Annotated in this window: 25 protein-coding genes and 1 tRNA gene; 18 read left to right on the forward strand and 8 right to left on the reverse strand. The window is 70.1% G+C overall.

All coding sequences use genetic code 11. The annotated features are described in order from the left end of the window. The first annotated feature begins 183 nt into the window (after window positions 1-183). Window positions 184-489: a hypothetical protein gene (locus tag I8N67_RS16105; protein WP_372443718.1), complete on the forward strand. Its 306-nt coding sequence runs from the start codon at window positions 184-186 to the stop codon at window positions 487-489. 292 nt (window positions 490-781) lie between these two features. On the opposite strand, the gene I8N67_RS16110 is transcribed toward I8N67_RS16105, so the two are convergent. Together I8N67_RS16110 and I8N67_RS16115 are read right to left on the reverse strand one after the other, a co-directional pair. Next, window positions 782-1,369 (reverse strand): isochorismatase family protein, encoded by a 588-nt coding sequence (locus I8N67_RS16110; RefSeq protein ID WP_200303785.1) that lies wholly within the window; start codon window positions 1,367-1,369, stop codon window positions 782-784. A gap of 421 nt (window positions 1,370-1,790) precedes the next feature. Continuing rightward, window positions 1,791-3,119 (reverse strand): nicotinate phosphoribosyltransferase, encoded by a 1,329-nt coding sequence (locus tag I8N67_RS16115; RefSeq protein WP_200303786.1) that lies wholly within the window; start codon window positions 3,117-3,119, stop codon window positions 1,791-1,793. 90 nt (window positions 3,120-3,209) lie between these two features. Between I8N67_RS16115 and clpS the strand changes: the two genes are divergently transcribed. From clpS to I8N67_RS16150, 8 genes are all read left to right on the forward strand, one after another. Next, entirely contained in the window at window positions 3,210-3,527 is a 318-nt protein-coding gene (clpS, locus tag I8N67_RS16120) for an ATP-dependent Clp protease adapter ClpS (RefSeq protein WP_200303787.1), read from the forward strand. A gap of 11 nt (window positions 3,528-3,538) precedes the next feature. Next, on the forward strand, window positions 3,539-4,141 hold the full coding sequence (locus I8N67_RS16125; RefSeq protein WP_200303788.1) for a DUF2017 domain-containing protein: 603 nt from the start codon (window positions 3,539-3,541) through the stop codon (window positions 4,139-4,141). A gap of 378 nt (window positions 4,142-4,519) precedes the next feature. Then, window positions 4,520-5,971: an amino acid permease gene (locus I8N67_RS16130; protein ID WP_200303789.1), complete on the forward strand. Its 1,452-nt coding sequence runs from the start codon at window positions 4,520-4,522 to the stop codon at window positions 5,969-5,971. A 77-nt stretch (window positions 5,972-6,048) separates the two neighbouring features. Beyond that, entirely contained in the window at window positions 6,049-6,471 is a 423-nt protein-coding gene (locus I8N67_RS16135) for a M67 family metallopeptidase (protein ID WP_200303790.1), read from the forward strand. Window positions 6,472-6,593: 122 nt separating this feature from the next. Next, window positions 6,594-7,694 carry a LacI family DNA-binding transcriptional regulator gene (locus tag I8N67_RS16140; protein WP_234045774.1) on the forward strand — a complete coding sequence of 367 codons (1,101 nt, stop codon included), beginning with the start codon at window positions 6,594-6,596 and terminating at the stop codon, window positions 7,692-7,694. A gap of 134 nt (window positions 7,695-7,828) precedes the next feature. After that, window positions 7,829-7,924: a putative leader peptide gene (locus I8N67_RS44605; protein ID WP_372443716.1), complete on the forward strand. Its 96-nt coding sequence runs from the start codon at window positions 7,829-7,831 to the stop codon at window positions 7,922-7,924. 110 nt (window positions 7,925-8,034) lie between these two features. Beyond that, the gene (locus I8N67_RS16145) at window positions 8,035-8,313 is read left to right on the forward strand and encodes a MoaD/ThiS family protein (protein WP_200303792.1); all 279 of its coding nucleotides are present in this window, start codon (window positions 8,035-8,037) and stop codon (window positions 8,311-8,313) included. A 6-nt stretch (window positions 8,314-8,319) separates the two neighbouring features. Further along, entirely contained in the window at window positions 8,320-9,270 is a 951-nt protein-coding gene (locus tag I8N67_RS16150; RefSeq protein ID WP_200303793.1) for a PLP-dependent cysteine synthase family protein, read from the forward strand. Between the two features lie 208 nt (window positions 9,271-9,478). On the opposite strand, the gene I8N67_RS16155 is transcribed toward I8N67_RS16150, so the two are convergent. Then, window positions 9,479-9,916 (reverse strand): type II toxin-antitoxin system PemK/MazF family toxin, encoded by a 438-nt coding sequence (locus tag I8N67_RS16155; RefSeq protein WP_200303794.1) that lies wholly within the window; start codon window positions 9,914-9,916, stop codon window positions 9,479-9,481. 313 nt (window positions 9,917-10,229) lie between these two features. Between I8N67_RS16155 and I8N67_RS16160 the strand changes: the two genes are divergently transcribed. Next, a complete protein-coding gene (locus I8N67_RS16160) occupies window positions 10,230-10,982 on the forward strand; it encodes an MBL fold metallo-hydrolase (RefSeq protein WP_200303795.1) in 753 nt (250 codons plus the stop codon). Window positions 10,983-11,078: 96 nt separating this feature from the next. Here the strand turns inward: I8N67_RS16160 and I8N67_RS16165 are convergent, their stop codons facing one another. Continuing rightward, entirely contained in the window at window positions 11,079-12,332 is a 1,254-nt protein-coding gene (locus tag I8N67_RS16165; RefSeq protein ID WP_200303796.1) for a PTS transporter subunit EIIC, read from the reverse strand. A gap of 202 nt (window positions 12,333-12,534) precedes the next feature. After that, window positions 12,535-13,101, reverse strand: coding sequence for a DUF2087 domain-containing protein (locus tag I8N67_RS16170; protein ID WP_234045775.1), 567 nt, complete (start codon window positions 13,099-13,101; stop codon window positions 12,535-12,537). Window positions 13,102-13,356: 255 nt separating this feature from the next. On the opposite strand from I8N67_RS16170, the gene I8N67_RS16175 reads away from it, so the two are divergent. From I8N67_RS16175 to rdgB, 4 genes are all read left to right on the forward strand, one after another. Then, window positions 13,357-13,596 (forward strand): PTS sugar transporter subunit IIB, encoded by a 240-nt coding sequence (locus tag I8N67_RS16175; RefSeq protein ID WP_307835254.1) that lies wholly within the window; start codon window positions 13,357-13,359, stop codon window positions 13,594-13,596. A 93-nt stretch (window positions 13,597-13,689) separates the two neighbouring features. Continuing rightward, window positions 13,690-14,427 carry a ribonuclease PH gene (gene rph, locus I8N67_RS16180; protein WP_200303798.1) on the forward strand — a complete coding sequence of 246 codons (738 nt, stop codon included), beginning with the start codon at window positions 13,690-13,692 and terminating at the stop codon, window positions 14,425-14,427. Between the two features lie 150 nt (window positions 14,428-14,577). Then, window positions 14,578-14,976 carry a hypothetical protein gene (locus I8N67_RS16185; protein WP_200303799.1) on the forward strand — a complete coding sequence of 133 codons (399 nt, stop codon included), beginning with the start codon at window positions 14,578-14,580 and terminating at the stop codon, window positions 14,974-14,976. Window positions 14,977-15,016: 40 nt separating this feature from the next. After that, window positions 15,017-15,619, forward strand: a complete 603-nt coding sequence (rdgB, locus tag I8N67_RS16190) for an RdgB/HAM1 family non-canonical purine NTP pyrophosphatase (RefSeq protein ID WP_200303800.1) — start codon at window positions 15,017-15,019, stop codon at window positions 15,617-15,619. A 54-nt stretch (window positions 15,620-15,673) separates the two neighbouring features. Here rdgB and I8N67_RS16195 read toward each other — a convergent pair. Next, a tRNA-Leu gene (locus I8N67_RS16195) sits at window positions 15,674-15,757 on the reverse strand. A gap of 120 nt (window positions 15,758-15,877) precedes the next feature. Further along, window positions 15,878-16,345, reverse strand: a complete 468-nt coding sequence (gene bcp, locus I8N67_RS16200; protein WP_200303801.1) for a thioredoxin-dependent thiol peroxidase — start codon at window positions 16,343-16,345, stop codon at window positions 15,878-15,880. A 97-nt stretch (window positions 16,346-16,442) separates the two neighbouring features. Between bcp and I8N67_RS16205 the strand changes: the two genes are divergently transcribed. Together I8N67_RS16205 and I8N67_RS16210 are read left to right on the forward strand one after the other, a co-directional pair. After that, window positions 16,443-16,772 carry a DUF3618 domain-containing protein gene (locus tag I8N67_RS16205; protein ID WP_200303802.1) on the forward strand — a complete coding sequence of 110 codons (330 nt, stop codon included), beginning with the start codon at window positions 16,443-16,445 and terminating at the stop codon, window positions 16,770-16,772. A gap of 35 nt (window positions 16,773-16,807) precedes the next feature. After that, window positions 16,808-17,149, forward strand: coding sequence for a GroES family chaperonin (locus I8N67_RS16210; protein WP_200303803.1), 342 nt, complete (start codon window positions 16,808-16,810; stop codon window positions 17,147-17,149). A 108-nt stretch (window positions 17,150-17,257) separates the two neighbouring features. On the opposite strand, the gene I8N67_RS16215 is transcribed toward I8N67_RS16210, so the two are convergent. Beyond that, window positions 17,258-19,642 (reverse strand): transglycosylase domain-containing protein, encoded by a 2,385-nt coding sequence (locus I8N67_RS16215; protein ID WP_200303815.1) that lies wholly within the window; start codon window positions 19,640-19,642, stop codon window positions 17,258-17,260. A 1,326-nt stretch (window positions 19,643-20,968) separates the two neighbouring features. Between I8N67_RS16215 and I8N67_RS16220 the strand changes: the two genes are divergently transcribed. Next, window positions 20,969-21,769 (forward strand): ABC transporter permease, encoded by an 801-nt coding sequence (locus I8N67_RS16220; protein ID WP_200303804.1) that lies wholly within the window; start codon window positions 20,969-20,971, stop codon window positions 21,767-21,769. Beyond that, a complete protein-coding gene (locus tag I8N67_RS16225) occupies window positions 21,762-22,643 on the forward strand; it encodes an ABC transporter permease (RefSeq protein ID WP_200303805.1) in 882 nt (293 codons plus the stop codon). Before I8N67_RS16220 ends, I8N67_RS16225 begins: the two co-directional genes overlap by 8 nt. Window positions 22,644-22,718 lie beyond the last annotated feature (75 nt).

Here is a 22,718-nt window from a genome sequence, read left to right on the forward strand (position 1 = left end):
CTTATTGACACTGATGCGCACGGGGGTGTGACCTGCATGGCCGCAGGAGGCTTCTGCAAACTGCCGGACGGCAATGTCGTCGTCGCGCTGAACCTGCCCGGTGGCACGGCTCAGGGGGCGAGGAGTGCGCTGCCCGGGGCGTGGAGCGCGGTCGCGGCCGGGGCCGGCGTCGGAGCCTGGGCGCTGTCCGGGGCGGCGTCCAGTGCCGCTGTGGCCGGAGGGCCGGCCGTGACCGGTGACGGTTCCGTACGGGTCCTCGTCCTCGCCGCGAACCGCGCCCGTGCCCTCACCCGGCTCCGCAACCTGGGCATGCGCGCGATCTACCTCCGCGGCAACGCGGCGCCCCCGACGCCGGACGAGATCACCGCCGTCCTCCACCACCCGGACGGCCTCATATGGCGCACCTCACCAGTCTGCCCCGCCTCGACGACCCCCGAACTGTGGCACCCGATCCGAGCGCTGCTCCGACGACCGACGGTACGGGTGTGACCCACACCGGGTCGGCCGCCCGGGCCTGACCCCGACCGAGCTCTCACTCACCGGCGTTCGCGCGGCGCCGCCGCGCCCAGCGGTGCCGCCTCAGCGGGACGACTGCCTGCGGCTGGGGCGGCTGTGGCCGCCCGGTTCATCGGCGGCCCAGGCCCATCTTGGGCGGGGTCTCCCCTGACGGCCGGCCGCCCCGAGCGGGGGCTCGCTCCCCGGCGCTCGCCGGGTGCCGCCGCGCCCAGTCGTGCCGCCTCAGCGGCACGACTGCCCGCGGCTGGGGCGGGGGGTGCGGGGGCTACACCACCGGCTTGCCCGACAGCTCCACGCCCGCCTCGCGGAGTTCCTCCAGGGCTCGTTCCGTTGTTTCCTCGGCGACGCCCGCGGTCAGGTCGAGGAGGACCTGGGTGCGGAAGCCCTCTCGTGCGGCGTCGAGGGCGGTGGCGCGTACGCAGTGGTCGGTGGCGAGGCCCACGACGTCGAGTTCGGTGATCTCGCGGGCGCGGAGCCAGTCGGCGAGGGTGACGCCGTTCTCGTCGGCGCCCTCGAAGCCGCTGTACGCGGCGGCGTACGCCCCCTTGTCGAAGACGGCGTCGACCGCGCCGGAGGCGACCGCGGGGGCGAAGTTGGGGTGGAAGCCGACCCCTTCCGTGCCCGCGACACAGTGGGCGGGCCAGGAGTGGACGTAGTCGGGATTGTCGGAGAAGTGGCCGCCGGGTGCGATGTGGTGGTCGCGGGTGGCCACCACGTGCTGGTAGCCGGGGCCGGCCGCCTGGCCGATCAGATCGGTGATGGCGGCGGCCACATCGGCACCGCCGGCCACCGCGAGGCTGCCCCCCTCGCAGAAGTCGTTCTGCACGTCAACGACGATCAAGGCGCGGCGCATGGTGTCGGTGTCCTTCGACTCTTGGTCGGGATGAGATCGGAATGAGGTAGGGATGAGGTAGGGATGAGGTAGGGATGAGGCCGGGTCGGCCGATCAGGTGAATTGCGAAACGCTGAACTTCGAAACTACGAACTTCCGAGCCTAGAGACTTCGAGAGCTGTTCGGGAGGGGGCATCCGGCGCTCGCCCGGTGCGCGGACCGGAGCACGGGCCGGATGCGCGGGCGCTGCGCGGCTCACGGCAGGGCACACGCAGGGCGCACACACCAGGCCCGCACAGGGCGCGGCCCGGCCCCTACCAGAGTGCCCCCGCCGCCCCCGCCCGGCATCCCGCACGAGGCCGACCGGGCGTAGGCGGCCGGGCGTGAGCGACCGGGCGTAGGCGGCCGGGCGTGAGCTTCGGGCCCCGGCGAACCGCCTGGACTAGACGTACTCCGTCGGAATGACCGCCTCGCCCCGCGACAGCTGCGTCGCCGACAGCGGCAGGTTCGCCCGTGCGCTCACGTGCCGGGCGCGTACGACGTCCAGGGACTCGCGGGCGAGGACGCGGCCGTTCTCGATCAGGTGGACGAGGAGCTGGCGGTCCTGGAGGTCGTCGGGGACGGGCCCGGTGCCGACCACCTCGGCCTCCGCGACGCCCTGCTCGTCCAGCCGCCGGGCCGCCCACTTGCGGCCCCCGATGGACGTCTTGCCGCCGCTGGACTTCTTGGCCACCGGCAGGAGCGGGTCCGTGGGGTCCGCGGACTCCGCCCGGGCGACGAGTTTGTAGACCATCGAGCAGGTGGGGTGGCCGGACCCGGTCACCAGCTGCGTTCCGACGCCGTACGCGTCCACCGGGGCCGCCGCCAGCGAGGCGATGGCGTACTCGTCGAGGTCCGAGGTCACGATGATCCGGGTGTCGGTCGCGCCCAGCTCGTCCAGCTGCTGCCGCACCCGGTGGGCGACGAGGAGCAGGTCCCCGGAGTCGATACGGACCGCACCCAGCTCGGGCCCGGCGATCTCCACGGCCGTCCGCACGGCCTCGGTGACGTCGTACGTGTCGACGAGCAGCGTGGTGTTGCGGCCCAGCGAGTCCACCTGGGCCTGGAAGGCGTCCCGCTCCCGGTCGTGCAGGAGGGTGAAGGCGTGGGCGCTGGTGCCGACCGTCGGGATGCCGTACCGGAAGCCCGCCGCCAGGTCCGAGGTGGAGGTGAAGCCGCCGAGGTACGCGGCGCGCGAGGCGGCCACGGCGGCCAGCTCGTGCGTGCGCCGGGCGCCCATCTCGATCAGCGGGCGCTCCCCGGCGGCGCTCGACATCCGGGAGGCGGCGGCCGCGATCGCCGAGTCGTGGTTGAGGATGGAGAGGATCACGGTCTCCAGGAGCACGCATTCCGCGAAGGTGCCCTCGACCCGCATGATCGGCGAGCCCGGGAAGTACACCTCGCCCTCCTGGTAACCCCACACGTCCCCGCTGAAGCGGTAGCCGGCGAGCCAGTCGAGGGTCTCCGCGTTGACGACGGAGCGCTCGCGCAGGAAGCCGAGGACGGCCGGGTCGAAGCGGAAGTTCTCCACCGCGTCCAGTACCCGTCCGGTGCCGGCGACCACGCCGTACCGGCGTCCCTCCGGCAGCCGCCGTGTGAAGACCTCGAACACCGAACGCCGCTCGGCCGTACCCGCCTTCAACGCGGCCTGCAGCATCGTGAGTTCGTAGTGGTCCGTGAAGAGCGCGGTCGAGGGGACGTCGACCGGCAAACCAAGGTCCGCTGTGTTCATGGCAAGGGATCGTACTCCCATCTCGTCAATCTGACGATTTCCGGGTCCGGCGGGACCTCGTTTGTGCGGGCACCCCCCTGTGGTGGCAGCATGGGCCGTGTGACGGCAGCCGCACCCATGGAGATCGAGAAGACCGAATCGGCGGAGGAGGTCTTCGCCGTACCCGAGCCCGACGTGCCGTGGGTGACGATCGTGCACAACGACCCGGTGAACCTCATGAGCTATGTGACCTATGTCTTCCAGGCGTACTTCGGGTACTCCAAGGACAAGGCCACCAAACTGATGCTCGACGTCCACCACAAGGGCCGCGCGGTCGTCTCCAGCGGATCACGCGAGGAGATGGAACGCGACGTACAGGCCATGCACGGCTACGGCCTGTGGGCCACCCTCCAGCAGGACCGGAAGTAGCGACCTACCTGATGCCAGGACAATTCGAATCGCTCCCCGGCGGCGGCGCGGCCGTCGCGCTCGACGAGGTCGAGATCTCCATCATCCGCTCCCTCGCGGTGCAGCTCCTGGAGCTGATCGGCCCGGGCCCCGCCGAGGACGCCCCCGACGATCCGCTCGCCGAGCTCTTCGCCGAGGGGCCGAGCGAGCCGCCCAAGGACCCCGTACTGCTCCGGTTGTTCCCGGACGCCTACAGCGATCCCGAGGGCCCGCCGTCGTCCAAGGCGGCCGAGGAGCAGCGGGCGCACTCCTCGGAGTTCCGCCGGTTCACCGAGAACGACCTGCGGGCCGGCAAGCGTGACACCGCCCTCGCGGTGATCCACTCCCTGGACGGCCTGGCGGCGGCCGGTGAGGGCGGGGCCGTGCTGAAGCTGTCGGCGGACGACTCCCGGCGGTGGCTCGGCTGTCTCAACGACCTGCGCCTCGCCATCGGCTCCCGGCTCGACGTCATCGACGAGGAGGACACCGACCTCCTCTACCGCCTCCCGGACGAGGACCCCCGCAAGCCGATGGTCATGGCCTACCTCTGGCTGGGCGGCCTTCAGGAGTCGCTCGTCGCGACGCTGATGGTCTGAGGTTCCGCGGCTCCGAGGTTCTGCCGACGTTCCCTCCCCGTTCCCTCCGTGTTCGCTCAGAGGACACTCAGATCCGGATAACGATCGTGTCACCGCGGCGGTGAGGGATGCCCACGGCGATGTTCTTTGTCCGCTTCTTCCTGTGTTGTGCGCCACAGGGTGGTCGGCCGATCGGCGTGACGGCCGTGATAGATCTTCACGATCGCCCGACGGACACCACCCTTGTCCCTCGGGTGCGCCACCGAGCCGGCGACCGCCGGCCAGGCACGAGCGGCTCGCGAAGTCCGCTCAGCTCCATCACATCCGGGGGGATCGGAATCCGGTCCCGGGTCGAGACACGGCCCGGATCGGCACGGCGTGGAGAAAGGCGCACCACACATGACCTCCGCTCAGGTCAGCAAGAACGGCGACGAGGCCGCGAACGGCGACGCACCCGCACCCGAAGAGGGGTACGAACGCGGGCTCGGCAGCCGACAGGTCCAGATGATCGCGATCGGCGGCGCCATCGGCGTCGGCCTCTTCCTGGGAGCCGGGGCGAACATCGCCAAGGCCGGCCCCAGCCTGATCTTCATGTACGCCCTCGCCGGCGTCATCATCTTCTTCATCATGCGGGCCCTCGGTGAGCTGCTGCTCTACCGCCCGGTCTCCGGCTCCTTCGCGGAGTACTCCCGCGAGTTCCTCGGCCCGTTCTTCGGCTACTTCACCGGCTGGACGTACTGGCTGATGTGGGTCGTCACCGGCATGGCCGAACTCACGGCCGCCGCGATCTACGTCAACTACTGGTGGCCCCAGATCCCGCGGTGGGTCACCGCCCTGGTCTTCCTGCTGGTCCTCTTCGGCGCCAACCTGATCTCGGTGAAGCTGTTCGGCGAGATCGAGTTCTGGTTCTCGATGGTCAAGGTCACGGCCCTGCTCGGCATGATCGTGATCGGTCTCGGCGTCCTCACCTTCGGCTTCAGCTCCGCCGGTGACACGGCCGCGGTCTCCAACCTCTGGGCCTTCGACGGCTTCTTCCCCAAGGGCGTCGGCTCGTCCCTGATGACCCTGCAGGGCGTGATGTTCGCCTACCTCGCCGTCGAGCTGGTCGGTGTCACGGCCGGCGAGTCGGAGAACCCGGAGAAGACCCTCCCCAAGGCGATCAACACCCTGCCCTGGCGGATCGCGCTCTTCTACGTCGGTGCCCTCACCGTCATCCTGTGCGTGGTGAAGTGGACGGAGTTCGCGCCCGGCGTGAGCCCCTTCGTCGAGGCGTTCGCCAAGATCGGCATCCCGGCGGGCGCCGGCATCGTCAACTTCGTGGTGCTGACGGCGGCCCTGTCCTCCTGCAACTCGGGCATGTACTCCACCGGCCGTATGCTCCGCACCCTCGCCGACAACGGCGAGGCCCCGAAGGTCTTCAGCAGGCTGTCGTCGACGAAGACCCCGGCGTTCGGCATCACGATCTCCATGCTCTTCATGGGCATCGGCGTGATCCTGAATTACGTCGTCCCGGAGAAGGCCTTCGGCTACGTCGTCTCCGTCGCCACCGCGGCCGGCATCTGGACCTGGCTGATGATCCTGATCAGCCACGTCCTCTACCGCCGCGGCGTCGACGCCGGCCGCCTGCCCGCCTCGTCCTTCCCCGCCCCCGGCGGCGCGAAGTGCAGCTGGGTCGCCATCGTCTTCCTGCTCTTCGTCACCTGCCTCATCGCGTACGACGCCGACTCCCGCGTCTGTCTGTACGTCATGGCCGGCTGGGCGGCGGCCCTCGGAGTCGGCTGGGCCGTGCTGAAGTCCCGCAACCCGGCGGTCACCGAGCGCCGCGACACGGACTTCGAGAAGGTCGGCTGACCTCGAAAGTCCCAGCATGTGGGCCGTTCCGTACCACCCCCCGGTACGGAACGGCCCTTCTGCTTATCCTGGCGACCATGCTGACCATCACCCAGGCCCTCGTCGACAGAATCGTCGCCCACGCGCGCAAGGACCACCCCGACGAGGCGTGCGGCGTCGTCACGGGCCCGGCGGGTTCGGACCGCCCCGAGCGCTTCATCCCGATGCTGAACGCGGCCATGTCGCCCACGTTCTACGAGTTCGACTCGGGCGACCTGCTCAAGCTCTACCGCGAGATGGACGACCGCGACGAGGAGCCGGTGGTCATCTACCACTCCCACACGGCCACCGAGGCCCGCCCCTCCCGCACCGACATCTCCTACGCCAACGAGCCGGGCGCCCACTACGTCCTCGTCTCGACCGCGGACACGGACGGACTCGGCGAGTTCCAGTTCCGCTCGTTCCGGATCGTCGAGGGCGAGGTGACGGAGGAGGAGGTGCGGATCGTGGAGGCGTACTGACACGTACTGACACGTACTCAGGCGTACGGTCTCGCACCGGCCCGTCGATGGGCGCCAGTTCGCGGTTACGGTGGTGTCCGTACGCACGCGCACGCACACAACTGCCCGCGACGGAGACGGTGTTGACACATCAGACGCGACGACCGCACGGCCGACGCCCCACCCTGGAGGACGTGGCCCGAGACTCCGGGGTGTCGAAGTCCACCGTGTCGCGGGTGATCAACGGCGAGGGCAAGGTGCGCGCGGAGGTCGTCGAGCGCGTCCGGGAAGTGGTCGCCGAGCTGGGCTACGTGCCGAACTCCGCCGCCCGGCAGTTGGTCACCCGCCGCAACAACGCCATCGCCGTCGTGGCGAGCCAGCCGCAGAACCGTCTCTTCATCGACCCCTTCTTCGACATCCACCTCCGGGGCATCCGCAAGGAACTCGTGGCCCACGGAGCCCAGCCGGTCCTCCTCTTCCTGGAGGAGCCGGACGAGTACCCCCGCGTCGGCGACTTCCTGGGCGGCGGCCACGTCGACGGCGCCCTCCTCTTCTCGCTGCGCGCCGACGACCCGCTGCCCGGCATGATCGAACGGCTCGGCCTGCCCGCCGTCTTCGGCGGCCGGCCACTGGTCCGCCGGGGCGAGACCGCCCGCGACCACGTGTACGTCGACGCCGACAACCGGGGCGGTGCCCGCGCCGCCGTCCGCCATCTGGTCGGGCTCGGCCGGGAGCACATCGCGACCATCGCCGGGCCGTACGACCAGGAGGCGTCCGCCGTGGACCGGCTCGACGGCTACCGGGACGTCCTCGGCGACGCCCCGCCCCACCTCGTCGAGCGGGCCGACTACACCCGGCAGGGCGGCGTCGACGCGATGGGCGCGCTCCTCGACCGCTGCCCCGGCCTGGACGCCGTCTTCGTCGCCTCCGACCTCATGGCCTCCGGGGCGTTGCAGGTGCTGCGCGAGCGCGGACGCCGGGTGCCGGACGACGTGGCCGTCGTCGGCTTCGACGACCTCGCGCCGATCGCCGAGCACACGGACCCGCGGCTGACCACCGTCCACCAGGACATCGAGGGGATGGGCCGGCTGATGGCGCGGCTGCTCTTCAGCCGGACGGAGGAGGCGGAGACGGGGGCGATGGGTTCCGGAGCGATGGGTACGGGAGCGATGGGTACGGGGGTGTCGGGGCCGTTGTCCTCGGTGGTCACGCCCACGCGGTTGGTGGTGCGGGAGTCGGCGTGAGCGGGGGCGGGCGGGTCGCCGAAGCCGGTGCGTCCGGGCTGTTGCAACCGGGCGGTCTCACTCCCCGGCCCGAATACGTCCGGCATGTGGGATCACATTCCGGGACCCGGACCGGGAATCGATACGATGTGCGCATGGTTTTTGAGGACGTGAGCGAGAAGACGCCGGGCGTACTGCTCGTGGCGCGGCTGCACGTCGACCTGTGCAGGCTTTCCAGCGCCATCTGTTGACGCCGATCCTGCCGCCGTACGGCTGTGAGCCGCGGCGCCACCACCCGTGTGACCACGCACTTCGCGCTGCCGCGCGCCACCGACCCCACTCCCGACAGGAGCCGCACACCATGGCCATCGAGGTCCGCATCCCGACCATCCTCCGCCAGTACACCGACGGTCAGAAGGCGGTGCAGGGAGCAGGTGCCACCCTCGCCGACCTGTTCACCGACCTCGAAAGCCGCCACACGGGCATCCACGCCCGCATCGTGGACGCCGGTGAACTGCGCCGCTTCGTCAACGTCTACCTCAACGACGAGGACGTCCGCTTCCTGGACGGCATCAACACCAAGCTGTCCGACGGCGACAACGTGACCATCCTGCCGGCGGTGGCCGGCGGCATGGCCTGATCGTCCATGCGCTACGACTCCCCGCTTGCCGCGGTGGGCAACACCCCTCTGGTGCGCCTGCCGCGGCTCTCGCCGTCCTCCGACGTCCGCATCTGGGCGAAGCTGGAGGACCGCAATCCGACGGGTTCGGTCAAGGACCGGCCCGCCCTGCACATGATCGAACAGGCGGAGAAGGACGGCCGTCTGACCCCGGGCTGCACGATCCTGGAGCCCACCTCCGGCAACACGGGCATCTCGCTGGCCATGGCGGCGAAGCTCAAGGGCTACCGCATGGTCTGCGTCATGCCCGAGAACACCTCCCAGGAGCGGCGCGACCTGCTCGGCATGTGGGGCGCCGAGATCATTCCGTCGCCCGCGGCCGGTGGGTCCAACACGGCGGTGCGGGTGGCGAAGGAGCTGTCCGCCGAGCACCCCGACTGGGTGATGCTCTACCAGTACGGGAACCCGGACAACGCGGGGGCCCACTACGCGACGACCGGGCCGGAGATCCTCGCGGACCTTCCCTCCGTCACCCACTTCGTGGCGGGGCTGGGGACGACGGGCACGCTCATGGGTGTCGGCCGCTTCCTCCGGGAGAACAGGCCGGACGTCAAGATCGTGGCCGCCGAGCCGCGTTACGACGATCTGGTGTACGGGCTGCGCAACCTCGACGAGGGGTTCGTGCCCGAGCTCTACGACGCGTCCGTCCTGACCACCCGCTTCTCCGTCGGCTCAGCCGACGCCGTCACCCGTACGCGTGAGCTGCTCCAGCAGGAGGGGATCTTCGCCGGGGTCTCCACCGGTGCCGCTCTCCACGCGGCCATCGGGGTCGGCAAGAAGGCGGTCGCCGCCGGCGAGTCCGCCGACATCGTCTTCGTCGTCGCCGACGGCGGCTGGAAGTACCTCTCCACGGGCGTCTACACGGCCGCGACCACGGAGGAGGCCATCGAGACGTTGCAGGGGCAGCTCTGGGCGTAGGACTTTCCTTGTCCCATCCCGTACCTGGGGGGCTGCGCCCCCAGACCCCCGCTGTCGGCCTGAACGGCCTCGTCCTCAAACGCCGGACGGGTTGAAGATGCCGGCCCGGGCTGCGAAAATCCAGCCCCTCCGGCGTTTGAGGAGCGGGGTCCGGGGCGGAGCCCCGGGGATGGGACGGGCAGGGGCGGCGGGGGCGAGAAAGGTTCCGTCAACCCGACAGGTGGCGGACCTGATCCCACAGGATCGGGTCGACCACCCCCGCCTTGCGACGGAAGTCCCACACCGGAACGTCGCGGACCTCGTCCGTCTCCAGAAAACTGGGCCGCCCCCGCGCATCCCCGACGGCCCCCGGCGGCAGCGGGATCACCCCCGCCCGCTCATCCCGGTACCGACTCGTGATCTTCGCGACCTTGGCCCGATCCCCCCGTACCGCCAGCACGAGACAGGGCCGGTCCTTCCCCCCGGGCCCGTCCTCGAACGGCACACTCGCCCACCAGATCTCGGCGGGCCGGGGCAGATCCCCGAGAGGGGCGCGCCGGGCCGGACGCCGGGCCGGCCGCCCCGACCGCCCCCACCCGTCGACGAGCGCCGCGAGCAACGCCAGCAACACCACCGCAGCGAGCGCCAACCACCAGGACGTGTCCATAGTCCCGACGGTACCGGCGCACAAACCCCCGCGCCCGCCCTGTCGCAAGCTCCCGCGCCCAAGAACACCACCTCACCTCGGCCCGTGTGCGCCCCATCGGCCCCACCACCAGCCGAACCGGTGACACCACAGGTGAGTTCGCCCACAACGGCCCCTGGCGGAGGAGCGACCCACCCTTTCGCGCCTTACGCTCAACGGACCGCACAAACCTGGTTGCACCGCTGTCAGTCTTTCGCAACCCCGCTAACTGCAAAGCGCAATCCCCCCGACACGACAGTCACGACTTCACGCCAGCGCGGAGGTTCCAGCTCTTATGAAGCTCACCGTCGTCGGCTGCTCGGGGTCGTTCCCATCCGCGGAATCGGCCTGTTCGAGCTACCTCGTAGAGGCCGACGGCTTCCGGCTGCTTCTCGACATGGGCAATGGTGCCCTTGGCGAGCTGCAGCGCCACTGCGGTCTCTACGACCTCGACGCGATCTTCCTCAGCCATCTGCACGCCGACCACTGCATCGACATGTGCGCGTACTTCGTCGCGCGCTACTACCGGCACGACGGCGGCCGCTGCGCCCCCATCCCGGTCTACGGACCCGAGGGCACCGAGCAGCGCCTGACCACCGCCTACGCCGACACCCCGTCCGCCTCCTCCATGAGCGAGGTCTTCGACTTCCACACGGTCAAGCCGAGCACCTTCGACATCGGCCCCTTCACCATCCACACCGAACGGGTCGCCCACCCCGTCGAGGCGTACGGCATCCGGATCGAGCACGGCGGCCGGGTGCTGACGTACTCCGGGGACACGGGGGTCACCGAGAGCCTGGACGAACTGGCCCGCGACAGCGACCTGTTCCTGTGCGAGGCCGCCTTCACCCATGGCAAGGAGAACATCCCGGACCTCCACCTCAACGGCCGCGAGGCCGGTGAGACGGCCGCCCGCGCCGGTGCCCGCCGTCTCGTCCTCACGCATATCCCGCCGTGGACGGACCCCCAGGTCAACGTTGTCGACGCCCGCGCGGTGTACGACGGGCCGGTGGAGCTGGCGGTGCCGAGGAAGACGTACGAGATCTGAGACGTACGAGATCCAAGCCGTACGGACGACTTTCAGACGTGAGTGGGCCCCGGGAGCCGAACAGCTCCCGGGGCCCACTCGTACGTACCGGCTCACTCACGCCTTCGTGAGGTCCTCCACCTCCTCCTCGGGCTCACGGCCCGGGGTGGGGAGGTTGAAGCGGGTGATGGCGAAGCGGAAGAGGAAGTAGTAGACGGCGGCGAAGACCAGGCCGATGGGGATGATCAGCCATGGCTTGGTGTCCAGGTTCCAGTTCAGGGCGTAGTCGATGAAGCCGGCGGAGAAGTTGAAGCCGGCGTGGACTCCCAGGCCCCAGGTGATGGCCATGGACAGGGCGGTCAGCAGGGCGTGGATCACGTAGAGGAGCGGGGCGATGAACATGAAGGAGAACTCGATCGGCTCGGTGACGCCCGTCACGAAGGACGTCAGGGCGAGCGAGATCATCATGCCCGTGACGGCCTTGCGGCGTTCGGGGCGGGCCGTGTGGGCGATGGCCAGGGCCGCGGCCGGCAGGCCGAACATCATGATCGGGAAGAAGCCGGACATGAACATTCCGGCGCTCGGGTCGCCCGCCAGGAAGCGGCTGTAGTCACCGTGGACGACCACGCCGGCGGCGTCCTTGAAGTCGCCGATCTGGAACCACGCCACCGTGTTCACGAACTGGTGCATGCCGATCGGGATGAGCGCGCGGTTGATCGCGCCGAAGAGCGCGGCGCCGAAGGACCCGAGGCCGGTCATCCACTCGCCGAAGCTGCCGATGGCCTCACCGATCGGCTCCCAGACCAGTCCGAAGAAGACACCGACGGCCACGCCGACGAAGGCCATGATGATCGGCACGAGCCGGCGGCCGTTGAAGAAGCCGAGCCAGTCCACCAGCTGCTTGCGGTGGTACCGCTGCCACAGGACCGCCGAGAGCAGACCCATGACGATGCCGCCGAGGACGCCGGGATTGTTGTAGGTGGCGGCTATGTCCGCCCCCTCGGTGATCTTGGCGTCGGTCACCGGGAAGGCTTCGAGGACCTTGCTGTAGACGAGGAAGCCCACCAGCGCGGCGAGGGCGGTCGAGCCGTCGGACTTCTTGGCGAAGCCGATGGCGACACCGATGCAGAAGAGCATCGGGAGGCTGCCGGTGATCGCTCCGCCGGCCTTGTCGAAGACCGCGGCGACCTTGTCCCAGCCGAGGCCGTCGGCCCCGAAGACGTCCGGCTGGCCGAGCCTGACCATCAGGCCGGCCGCCGGCAGCACGGCGATCGGGAGCTGCAGGCTGCGGCCGACCTTCTGCAGGCCCTGCATGAGGCCGGATCCCCACTTCTTCGCGGGTGCCGCCGTTGGCGCGGTGGCGGTGCTCATAGACTTCCTCCATCGGGTGGTGGTCTACACCACTCAGTGGTGTAGACCTGTTGTAGCAGATGGGGAAGGGATCAGGAACCCTCGATTTCTGCCCGGCCTCCGGACGGCTTACGGCCGGATCGCGGAGGGGACCCGTGAGCGTCCGGTGAGCGTTCGAAGAGCTTCCGGGGAGCACCACCCGCCTGCCGGGCGTCTCAGGCGGTCACGTGCGTGCGTACCGCGTGCCTGACTCGTCGCGGCGCAGCAGTTCCTCGTCCACGAGGGCCCGGCGCAGGGTCACCCAGTCGTCGAACCACTGGCCGCAGATCGCGTTGACCTTGGCCTCGGAGTACGTGACCCCGGGCTCGAAGGAGTCGGCCACGACCGTCAGCACCCGGCTGCGGACCTCCGCCTTGCCGGGCATCGAGGTGAGCCGCCCCTTACGGAAGTACGCCCCGGCCCCGTCGCCGCCGCCCCGCCCGGAGATCCTGACCTCCGCCTGGACGGCCAGTCGGAACGTGTCGTCGATCAGCCGGTAGGTGCGAGTGTCGGCGTCGTACGCGGCGATCCGGCCGTCGACGAGCTTCCGCAGGGCGACGGCGGCGGCGGCCGGTCGCAGCCCCGCCCGCTCCGCCACCTGCGCCACGGAGTTCGCGCCGAGCGCGAGGGCCGCGAAGGCGTCGCGCCGGTCGGACTGGGCGAGGACGCCGATCAGATCGCGGCAGGACGGCGGCAACTCCGCACCGCCGGTGCGCCGGCCGGTACCGGTGGAGTCCGTGTTCATGGTCATCGACTTCCGAGTGATCGAAGGGGGGTTGGCGCACGTCATCTACGACGCCGCCGTACGGTGCGTGCGGCGGAACCCCTATGACTACCGCGCCCTCCGGAGACCGAGGCAACCGGAATTCGGCGCCCGTGGCGGATTCCGGCCACCGAGCCCCGCCGTGCGGGTTCATTTGGCGACCGCCCGCCCGGTGGTGTAGACCAGTCGCGGGCAGTCCCGCAAGCTGTCCCGCGTACGGTTCCGCTGGGGAAGACAGGGAGAGTGGCCATGGCCAGTAAGGCTGAGAAGATCGTCGCCGGGCTCGGCGGCCTCGACAACATCGAAGAGGTCGAGGGCTGCATCACCCGCCTGCGCACCGAGGTCCACGACCCCTCCCTCGTGGACGAGGCCGCCCTCAAGGCCGCCGGCGCCCACGGCGTCGTCAAGATGGGCACCGCGATCCAGGTCGTCGTCGGCACGGACGCCGACCCCATCGCCGCGGAGATCGAAGACATGATGTGAGCCGAGCCCGCTCACGGCAGGGGCTCCTTCCTGACGGGGCTCCTCCCCGCCGGGGGAGGAGCCCCTTCCGTATGTGCCGCTAGGCTCAGCGCCATGTCTCGAATCGACGGCCGTACGCCCGAACAGCTCCGCCCGGTCACCATCGAACGCGGCTGGAGCAAGCACGCCGAGGGCTCCGTCCTCGTCTCCTTCGGCGACACGAAGGTCTTCTGCACCGCCTCCGTCACCGAAGGCGTCCCGCGCTGGCGCAAGGGCAGCGGCCAGGGCTGGGTCACCGCCGAGTACTCCATGCTCCCCCGCGCCACCAACACCCGCGGCGACCGCGAATCCGTACGCGGCAAGATCGGCGGCCGTACCCACGAGATCTCCCGCCTCATCGGCCGCTCCCTGCGCGCGGTCATCGACTACAAGGCGCTCGGCGAGAACACCATCGTGCTGGACTGCGACGTCCTCCAGGCCGACGGCGGCACGCGTACGGCGGCCATCACGGGCGCGTACGTCGCCCTCGCCGACGCCGTCGCCTGGGCCCAGGGCAGGAAGCTCATCAAGGCCGGCCGCCAGCCCCTGACCGGCACGGTGTCGGCGGTCTCCGTGGGCATCGTCGACGGAGTCCCGCTCCTCGACCTCCGCTACGAGGAGGACGTCAAGGCCGACACCGACATGAACGTCGTCTGCACCGGCGACGGCCGCTTCGTCGAGGTCCAGGGCACCGCCGAGGCCGAACCGTTCGCCCGCGACGAGCTGAACTCGCTGCTCGACCTGGCCGTTTCCGGCTGCACGGAGCTGGCGCTCCTCCAGGGCAAGGCACTTGATACGGTCCTCGAAAGGTAAAGGACGCACCAAGAGCGGTGCCCGCCGGTGGCAACCACGGCGGCCCCGCCCGCGTCCTTGCACATACGGGCGCACGGCACACCACCGTGCGCCCGGCCATACCGCGCACGCGGGGGCCGCGAGGCCCGCAACCAGTAGGAGGACCGTTCCATGGCCGCGAGCCGCCGACGCCGTATGACCGCCATAGCCGGAGCCGTAGCAGCCGTCGCTCTCACGGCCGGGCTCACCACCGGCTGCGACGCCGTGAACAAGGCCCTGGACTGCGTCCAGACCGCCGACGCCATCGCCACCAGCGTCGGCGACCTCCAGCAGGCCGTCGAGAACGCGGCGGACGACCCGACGCAGCTGGAGGAGTCCCTCGACTCCATCGACAAGAACCTCGACGAGATCGGCGACAAGACCGACAACGCCGACGTCAACAAGGCCGTGGACAGCCTCCAGAAGGCCGTCACCGACACCCGCACCGCCGTGGAGAACGGCGACGCGACCCCCGACATCAGCGGGATCACGGACGCGGCGGGCGAGCTGACGAAGGTCTGCACCTCGTAACGGGCCGTCGGCCCCCGGTGCGGCTGGCGATACTGGGGGCATGACCCGCCTGATCCTCGCCACCCGCAACACCGGCAAACTCATCGAACTCAAGGCCATCCTCGCCGACGCGGGCCTGCCCCACGACCTCGTCGGCGCGGACGCCTACCCCGACATCCCCGACGTCAAGGAGACCGGCGTCACCTTCGCCGAGAACTCCCTGCTGAAGGCCCACGCCCTGGCCCGGGCCACGGGCCTCCCCGCCATCGCGGACGACTCGGGCCTCTGCGTGGACGTCCTGAACGGCGCCCCCGGCATCTTCTCCGCCCGCTGGTCCGGCCACCACGGCGACGACAAGGCCAACCTGGCCCTGCTGCTGGCCCAGCTCTCCGACATCGCCGACGAACACCGGGGCGCCCACTTCGCCTGCGCGGCCGCTCTCGCGTTGCCGGATGGGACGGAGCGGGTGGTCGAAGGTCAGCTGAGGGGCGTACTCCGCCACACCCCGACCGGCACCGGCGGCTTCGGCTACGACCCGATCCTCCAGCCGGAGGGTGACACGCGGACCTGCGCCGAGCTGAGCCCTGCGGAGAAGAACGCGATCAGCCACCGGGGGAAGGCTTTTCGGGCGTTGGTGCCGGTGGTGCGGGAACTGCTCGGCTGAGGTAAGCATAAGAACGGCCTGCGAATGAGTCCTTCGATTCGCAGGCCGTTTATGTGCGGCGGAAGGGATTCGAACCCTCAAGCCCTATCATAGGCCACAGATCCTAAGTCTGCTGCGTCGCCATTGCGCCACCGCCGCTAGCCGCCTGCCATCGTACCGGGAGTTGTGCGCCGCCTTCTGCCTTCCCTGCGTCGGGTGTTGTCGGCGAACGGTCCGTACCGGATGGCTCCGGTACGGACCGCTGAAGGCGCGGGACGGTCAGATGCCCAGGTCCTTGATGATCTTCGCTACGTGGCCCGTCGCGCGGACGTTGTACAGCGCCCGCTCGACCTTGCCCTCCTCGTCCACGACGATCGTGGAGCGGATGACGCCCATGTAGGTCTTGCCGTAGTTCTTCTTCTCGCCGAAGGCGCCGTAGGCGTCGAGGGCGGCTTTGCCGGGGTCGCCGAGGAGGGTGACCTTCAGGGATTCCTTGTCGCGGAACTTGGCGAGTTTCTCGGGCTTGTCGGGGGAGATGCCGATGACGTCGTACCCGGCGCCCGTGAGGAGTTCCAGGTTGTCGGTGAAGTCGCAGGCCTGCTTGGTGCAGCCGGGGGTGAGTGCGGCCGGGTAGAAGTAGACGATGACCTTGCGGCCCTTGTGGTCGGACAGGGACACCTCGTTGCCGTCGGCGTCCGGGAGGGTGAAGGCGGGGGCCACGTCCCCGGGCTGCAGTCGCTCGCTCATCGTTCCAGCGTAATGGCGGGCCCTGACACCGCGGTGCCGGGTGGAGCTGACAGACTGTCCGCAAAGAAGAGATTTCACCGACAACGGAGGCAGCGCGGTGGCGGAGACCTCGGACACCAGAACCCCGGCCGAGATCGAGGCGGACATCAAGAGCCGCCGCGACAACCTCGCCGAGACGCTCGACGAGATCGGCGTCCGTGTGCACCCGAAGACCATCGTGGGCGACGCCAGGGCGAAGGTGGTCTCCAACATCGACCACACCCTCGGCAAGGCGTACGTCTCGGTCAATCGCGTGGTCAGCGACGTCAAGGGGCAGTTCGTCACGGAGGACGGGGCGCCCAGGGTCGAGCGCATCGTGCCCGTCGCCCTCGTGGTGGTCGGTGTCGTGGGGCTCCTCGCCCTCGGCACTCGGCGTCGTAGGGCCTGACGTGGACAGGTAGGGAAGACAGGTAGGTTCGGGGCGTGAGCGAGAAGACCCAGCACGACAAACTGCCCATCCGGATGCTGCACGACCGTGTGCTCGTGCGGCAGGACACCGCCGAGGGCGAGCGGCGTTCCGGCGGCGGCATCCTGATCCCCGCGACGGCGGCCGTCGGCCGGCGTCTCGCCTGGGCCGAGGTCGTCGCGGTGGGCCAGAACGTCCGCACCGTCGAGCCCGGCGACCGCATCCTCTACGACCCGGAGGACCGTGCCGAGGTCGAGGTCCGCGGTGTCGCGTACGTCCTGATGCGGGAGCGCGATCTGCACGCGGTGGCCGCGGACCGGTTCGAGGGGTCCGAGGACTCGACGGGACTGTATCTCTGAGCCTCTGGCTACTTGAGCTTCCGAGCCTCTGGTTCGTAGCCGAAAGGGGCTGGTGACCGTGGTCACGAGCCCCTTTCGGTGTTCCTTCGGCGTCCGTCGGCCATGCAGCTATGGGATGGTTCCCTCCGACGTTCCGTTTCCGGCTGTGGTTCCGCCGTCCGTCGTGCCTCCGTCGGTGGTTGTGCCGCCACCTGTGGAGGTGGTGCCTCCGTCGGTGGTCGTACCGCCTGTGGAGGCCGTGCCTCCGTCCGTGGTCGTGCCGCCCGTGGTGGTCGTGCCGCCGTCGGTAGCGGTGCCTCCGGTGGTGGTCGTGCCGCCGTCGGTCGTGGGGGTGCCGCCGGTCGTGCCGCCGTCGGTGCCGCCGTCCGTCCGGCCGCCGGTCTCCTCCTCGCCCGTGGCGCCGCCGGTCTCCTCCTCGCCGGTGGCGCCGGGCTCGTCGGCGGGGGTGCTGGGCGGGGTGATGACGACGTCGGCGCCGACCTGGAGGTCGAGGTCGAAGTCCTTGACCTGCTTGCCCTTGAGAGCGGTCTTGGTGAACTGCGCCCAGATCTCCGTGGGCGCCCCGCCGCCGTTGATGCGGGGCAGGCCCAGGGCGCCGTACAGCGACTTGTGGGCGCCCGTCTTGGGGTCCTGGCCCATGACGGAGACGACGGTGGCGAGGTCGGGGGTGTAGCCGGCGAACCAGGCGGCCTGGTCCTCCTCGGCCGTACCGGTCTTGCCGGCGGCCGGGTGGCCGGAGGCCTGGGCGGCGGTTGCGGTGCCGCCCTCGACGACGCTCTGCAGGACGGAGGTGGTGGTGTCGGCGGCCTTGCGGCTGACGGCCTGCGTGGACTCCGTGGAGGGGAGCTTGATCACCGCGCCGTCCTTGCTGATCTTCTCGATCATCGTGTACGTGCCGTGCCTGCCGTGGTTGGCGAGCGTGGCGTACGCCTCGGCCATGTCGAGGACGCTCGCGGTGGCGGTGCCCAGTGCGACGGACGGGTACGGGTTCATGTCGGGGGTGTTCTTCGGCAGGCCGAGGTCGATCGCGGTCTTCTCGACCTTCTCGGGGCCGACGTCGACGGCCATCTGCGCGTACACCGAGTTCACGGACTTGTCGGTGGCCTGGCGGACGCTGATGTTGCCGTAGTTGACGTAGTCCTCGTTCTCGGGGGCGTACGTCTCGCCGCTCCAGCCGACCACGGGGCGCTCGTTGGTGCCGTCGTAGACCGTGTTCGGGGTGATGGCCTGGCCGCTCTGGTTGTTGGAGGCGTTCTCGACGGCCGAGGTGAACACGAAGGGCTTGAAGGTGGAGCCGACCTGGTAGTCGCGGCGGGTCGCGTTGTTCACGTACTGCTTGGTGTAGTCGATACCGCCGTACATCGCGATGACCTTGCCGGTCTTCGGGTCGATGGAGGCTCCGCCGGCGCGTACGTAGTTGTCGGCCTTGTTGTTCTTCTTGTCGAGCTTGTCCATCAGCTGGTCGTCGACGGCCTTGATGAAGGCGTTCTGCATCTTGGGCTGGATGGTGGTGGTGATGCGGTAGCCACCGCCGTTCTCCAGCGCCTCCTCATCGATGATCTTGTTGGTGATGAGGTACGACTTGATGGCCTCGACGAGATAGCCGCGCTGGCCGGAGAAGGCGCTGGACGTGGTGGTCTGCTTCGGCGTCGGGAACTTCATGCCGGTCCGCTCGGACTGCTTGAGCCAGTCCTCCTTGACCATGCCGTCGAGGACGTAGTTCCAGCGGGCGACGGCCGCGGCCTTGTTCTCGGGGTGGGCGACGATGTCGTACATGCTCGGTGCGTTGACCAGGGCGGCGAGGTAGGCGCCCTGTTCGGCGGTGAGTTCGTCGGCGTCGACGCCGTAGTACGCCTGGGCGGCGGCCTGGATGCCGTACGCGTTGCGGCCGAAGAAACTGGTGTTGAGGTAGCCCTCAAGGATCTCGCCCTTGGTCACCTCGCGGTCCAGCTTGATCGCGATGAAGAACTCCTTCGCCTTGCGGGTGACGGTCTGGTCCTGGGCCAGGTAGTAGTTCTTCACGTACTGCTGGGTGATGGTCGAGCCGGACTGCTTGCCCTTGCCGGTCGCGGTGTTCCAGGCGGCGCGGAGCATCGCCTTGGGGTCGACGGCGGACTCGGTGTAGAAGTCCCGGTCCTCGGCGGCGAGTACGGCGTGCTGGGCCTCCTTGGAGACCTTCGACAGGGGGACGTTCTCGCGGTTGACCTCGCCGTCGCGGGCGATCTGGCTGCCGTCCGCGTACAGGTACACGTTGGACTGCTTCGTCGCGGCGTCCTGCGGCTTCGGGATGTGGACCATGTTGTAGCCCAGCACGAAGGCGCCGATGACCAGCATGACGCCGATCATGAAGGTGCCGAGCACGAAGCGCCAGGTGGGGATCAGCCGCCTGAAGCCGGTGCGCTTGCGCTTCTTGGGCTTCCTCGCCTTGCCGCCGGGCGCCGGGTCGGGCGTGACGTCGGGCACGGCGGCGGCACGGGTGACGCCGAGCGCCATGGTGTGCTCCGCGTCGGGCGTGGGCCCCGCGCCCCGCGCCCGAGCGGCCGCCGCGCCGGGCGCCATGGGGGCCGCCGCGCCGGGCTTCCCACCGGGCGCCGAGCCGGGCCTTCCGCCTTGCGGCGAGCCGGGCTTACCGGCGGGGGTGACGCCGAGCGTCATCGTGTGCTCCACGTCGTCCGACCGACCGGACGACGAGCCGGGGGCCCGCCCGGGTGCCGAGCCGGCCGCCCTTCCGGACGCGCCGCCAGGCGTCCGGCCGGGAGTTGAGCCGGGGGTCCGCCCGGATGCCGAGCCAGGCGCCCCTCCGGGCGCGCCGCCAGGCGCCGCGTCGGGCTTCCCGCCGGATGAGGGGCCGGAGTTCCCACGGGGGTTCCCACCGGGGGCGGAGCCCGGCTTCCTGCCGGGCGTCGAGCCGGGCTGTGCTCCGGGGTTCCCACCGGGGGCGGAGCCGGGGCCCCTGCCGAGGGGCGAGCCGGGTTTCCGGCCAGGGCCGGAGGCGGAGTTCTCGCCCGCGGAAGAGCCGGGGTTCCCGCCTGGAGCGGGGCCGGAGTTCCCACGGGGGTTCCCACCGGGGGCGGAGCCCGGTTTCCCGCCGGGCGTCGAGCCGGGCTGTGCTCCGGGGTTCCCACCGGGGCCGGAACCGCGTTCTCCGCCGGAGCCGGAGTTCTCGCCGACGGAAGAGCCGGAGTTCCCACCGGTGCCGGAACCGGAGTTCCCGCCTCGGCCGGAGCCGGGGCCCCCGCCGACGGGGTAGCCGGAGTTCCCGCCAGGGCCGGAACCGCGTTCTCCGCCGGAGCCGGAGCCGGAGCCGGAGCCGGAGCCGGAGCCGGAGCCGGAGCCGGAGCCGCGGTCGTCGCGGTCGGGGGCGGAGTTGGGGCCCGGTGTGGAGCCGGGGGGCCCGGCGGGCTTTGGCTCGGAGGCGTTGTCGCCGGGCTTCGGGGTTCCGCCCGGAGCACGGGGCTCCGGCTCTCTCGGTGCCCAGCCCGGGCCGGTCCGCTTCGGCTCGTCGCTCATCGTGCTGCCGTGCTCCTGTTTTCGCGTCGTACGTTCATTTCCGTACGGCCTCGTACGCTTTGCGCCCGCTCCGGGCCGGTTCTGCACCCTTGAGTAAAGACTCTCGTACCGGCCGATCCGTTCCCGGATGTCGGCACGTGCCCGTCACACCCCATGAGCACCACCGTCGCGCGCCGGGGGCGCCACCGTCCGCCCCGGAAAATACCTGGCAGGCCGTTCCGGCCGCGGACTAGGCTTCTCCGCTTCGGCCCGAATCGGCCTCGGTCTCGGCCTTTCGCCTGACTCTTCGCAGCGGATGGGGGTTTCCTCGTGGGCACAGGGCGGTTGTACGCCTCCGTCGCCGCCGGTGGTTTCAGGCGGTACGCGACGTATCGGGTGGCCACCGCGGCGGGGGTGTTCACCAACACCGTCTTCGGCTTCATCCTCGCATACACCTACCTGGCCCTCTGGCACGAGAAGCCCCACCTGGGCGGCTACGACCAGGCGCAGGCGCTCACCTATGTGTGGGTCGGGCAGGCGATGTTCGCGGTGATGGTGCTGGGGAGCGTCGGATTCGAGGAGGAGTTGATCGAGCGGATCCGTACGGGCGACATCGCCGTCGACCTGTACCGGCCCGTCGACCTCCAGATGTGGTGGCTCGCCGCCGATATGGGCCGGGCCCTGTTCCAGCTGCTGGGGAGGGGTGTGTTGCCGATGGTGTGCGGCGCGCTCTTCTTCGACCTGGCCCTGCCGTCCGGGCCGGGCCCCTGGCTCGCCTGTCTCGTCGCCGTCGCCCTCGGGGCCCTCGTCAGCTTCGCGATCCGGTACATCGTCGCGCTGTGGGCGTTCTGGCTGATGGACGGCGCCGGAGCGATGCAGGTCACCTGGCTCACCGGAGTCTTCTTCTCCGGGATGCTGCTGCCGCTGAACGTCTTCCCGGGCGCGCTCGGCGACCTCGCCCGCGTCCTGCCCTGGTCCGCGCTGCTCCAGGCCCCCGCGGACGTACTGCTGGGCGAGGCCGACCCGCTGGGCACGTTCGCCTTCCAGCTCGCCTGGGCGGTGGTGCTGCTGGCGGTCGGGCGGCTGATCCAGTCGGCGGCGACACGGAAGGTGGTGGTCCAGGGTGGTTGAGCTCGGCGAGCGCCCGGCCGCGCGGGTCACGACGGAGGACCCCTTCGGCGAGTACGGCACGTACAACCGTGTACGGGACGGTCTGCGGGCCTACCGCATGATCGCCGCCATGTGGATCCGCTCCACGATGGCCTATCGCGCCTCCTTCGCCATGACGACCTTCGGGAACTTCGCGGCGACCTCCTTCGACTTCCTCGCGATCCTGCTGATGTTCTCCCAGGTCGACGAGTTGGGCGGTTTCTCCCTGCCCGAGATCGCCCTCCTGTACGGCACCTCCGGCGTCGCCTTCGGACTCGCGGACCTGATGATCGGCTCCATGGACCGGCTCGGGCGCCGAGTCCGCGACGGCACGCTGGACACGCTCCTCGTGCGGCCCGTGCCGGTGCTCGCGCAGGTCGCCGCGGACAAGTTCGCGCTGCGTCGCCTCGGCCGTATCACCCAGGGGCTGTTCGTCCTCGGATACGCCCTGACCCACCTCGACATCGCCTGGACACCGGCCAAGGTGCTGATGATCCCGCTGATGGTGGGCAGCGGCGGGCTGATCTTCGCGGCGGTGTTCATCGGGGGCGCGGCTTTCCAGTTCGTCGCGCAGGACGCCTCCGAGGTGCAGAACGCCTTCACCTACGGCGGCGCGACCCTCCTGCAGTACCCGCCGGCCCTCTTCGCCAAGGACCTGCTGCGCGGCGTGACCTTCGTCCTGCCGCTCGCCTTCGTCAACTGGGTGCCGGGGCTGTACGTCCTGGACCGCCCCTACCCGCTCGACCTGCCCCAGTGGCTGGCCTTCGCACCGCCGCTGGTGGGGGTGGCCTGCTGCGCGCTGGCGGGGCTGGCCTGGCGGGCGGGACTGCGTTCCTATCGGAGTACGGGGAGCTAGGGAGCTAGTGACAACTTGGGGACACATGAGTGACGACGACCGCTCCACCGAACGCGACCGCTCCACCGAACGCGA

It is taken from the genome of Streptomyces adelaidensis (assembly GCF_016598475.1).
GTDB lineage: Bacteria > Actinomycetota > Actinomycetes > Streptomycetales > Streptomycetaceae > Streptomyces > Streptomyces adelaidensis.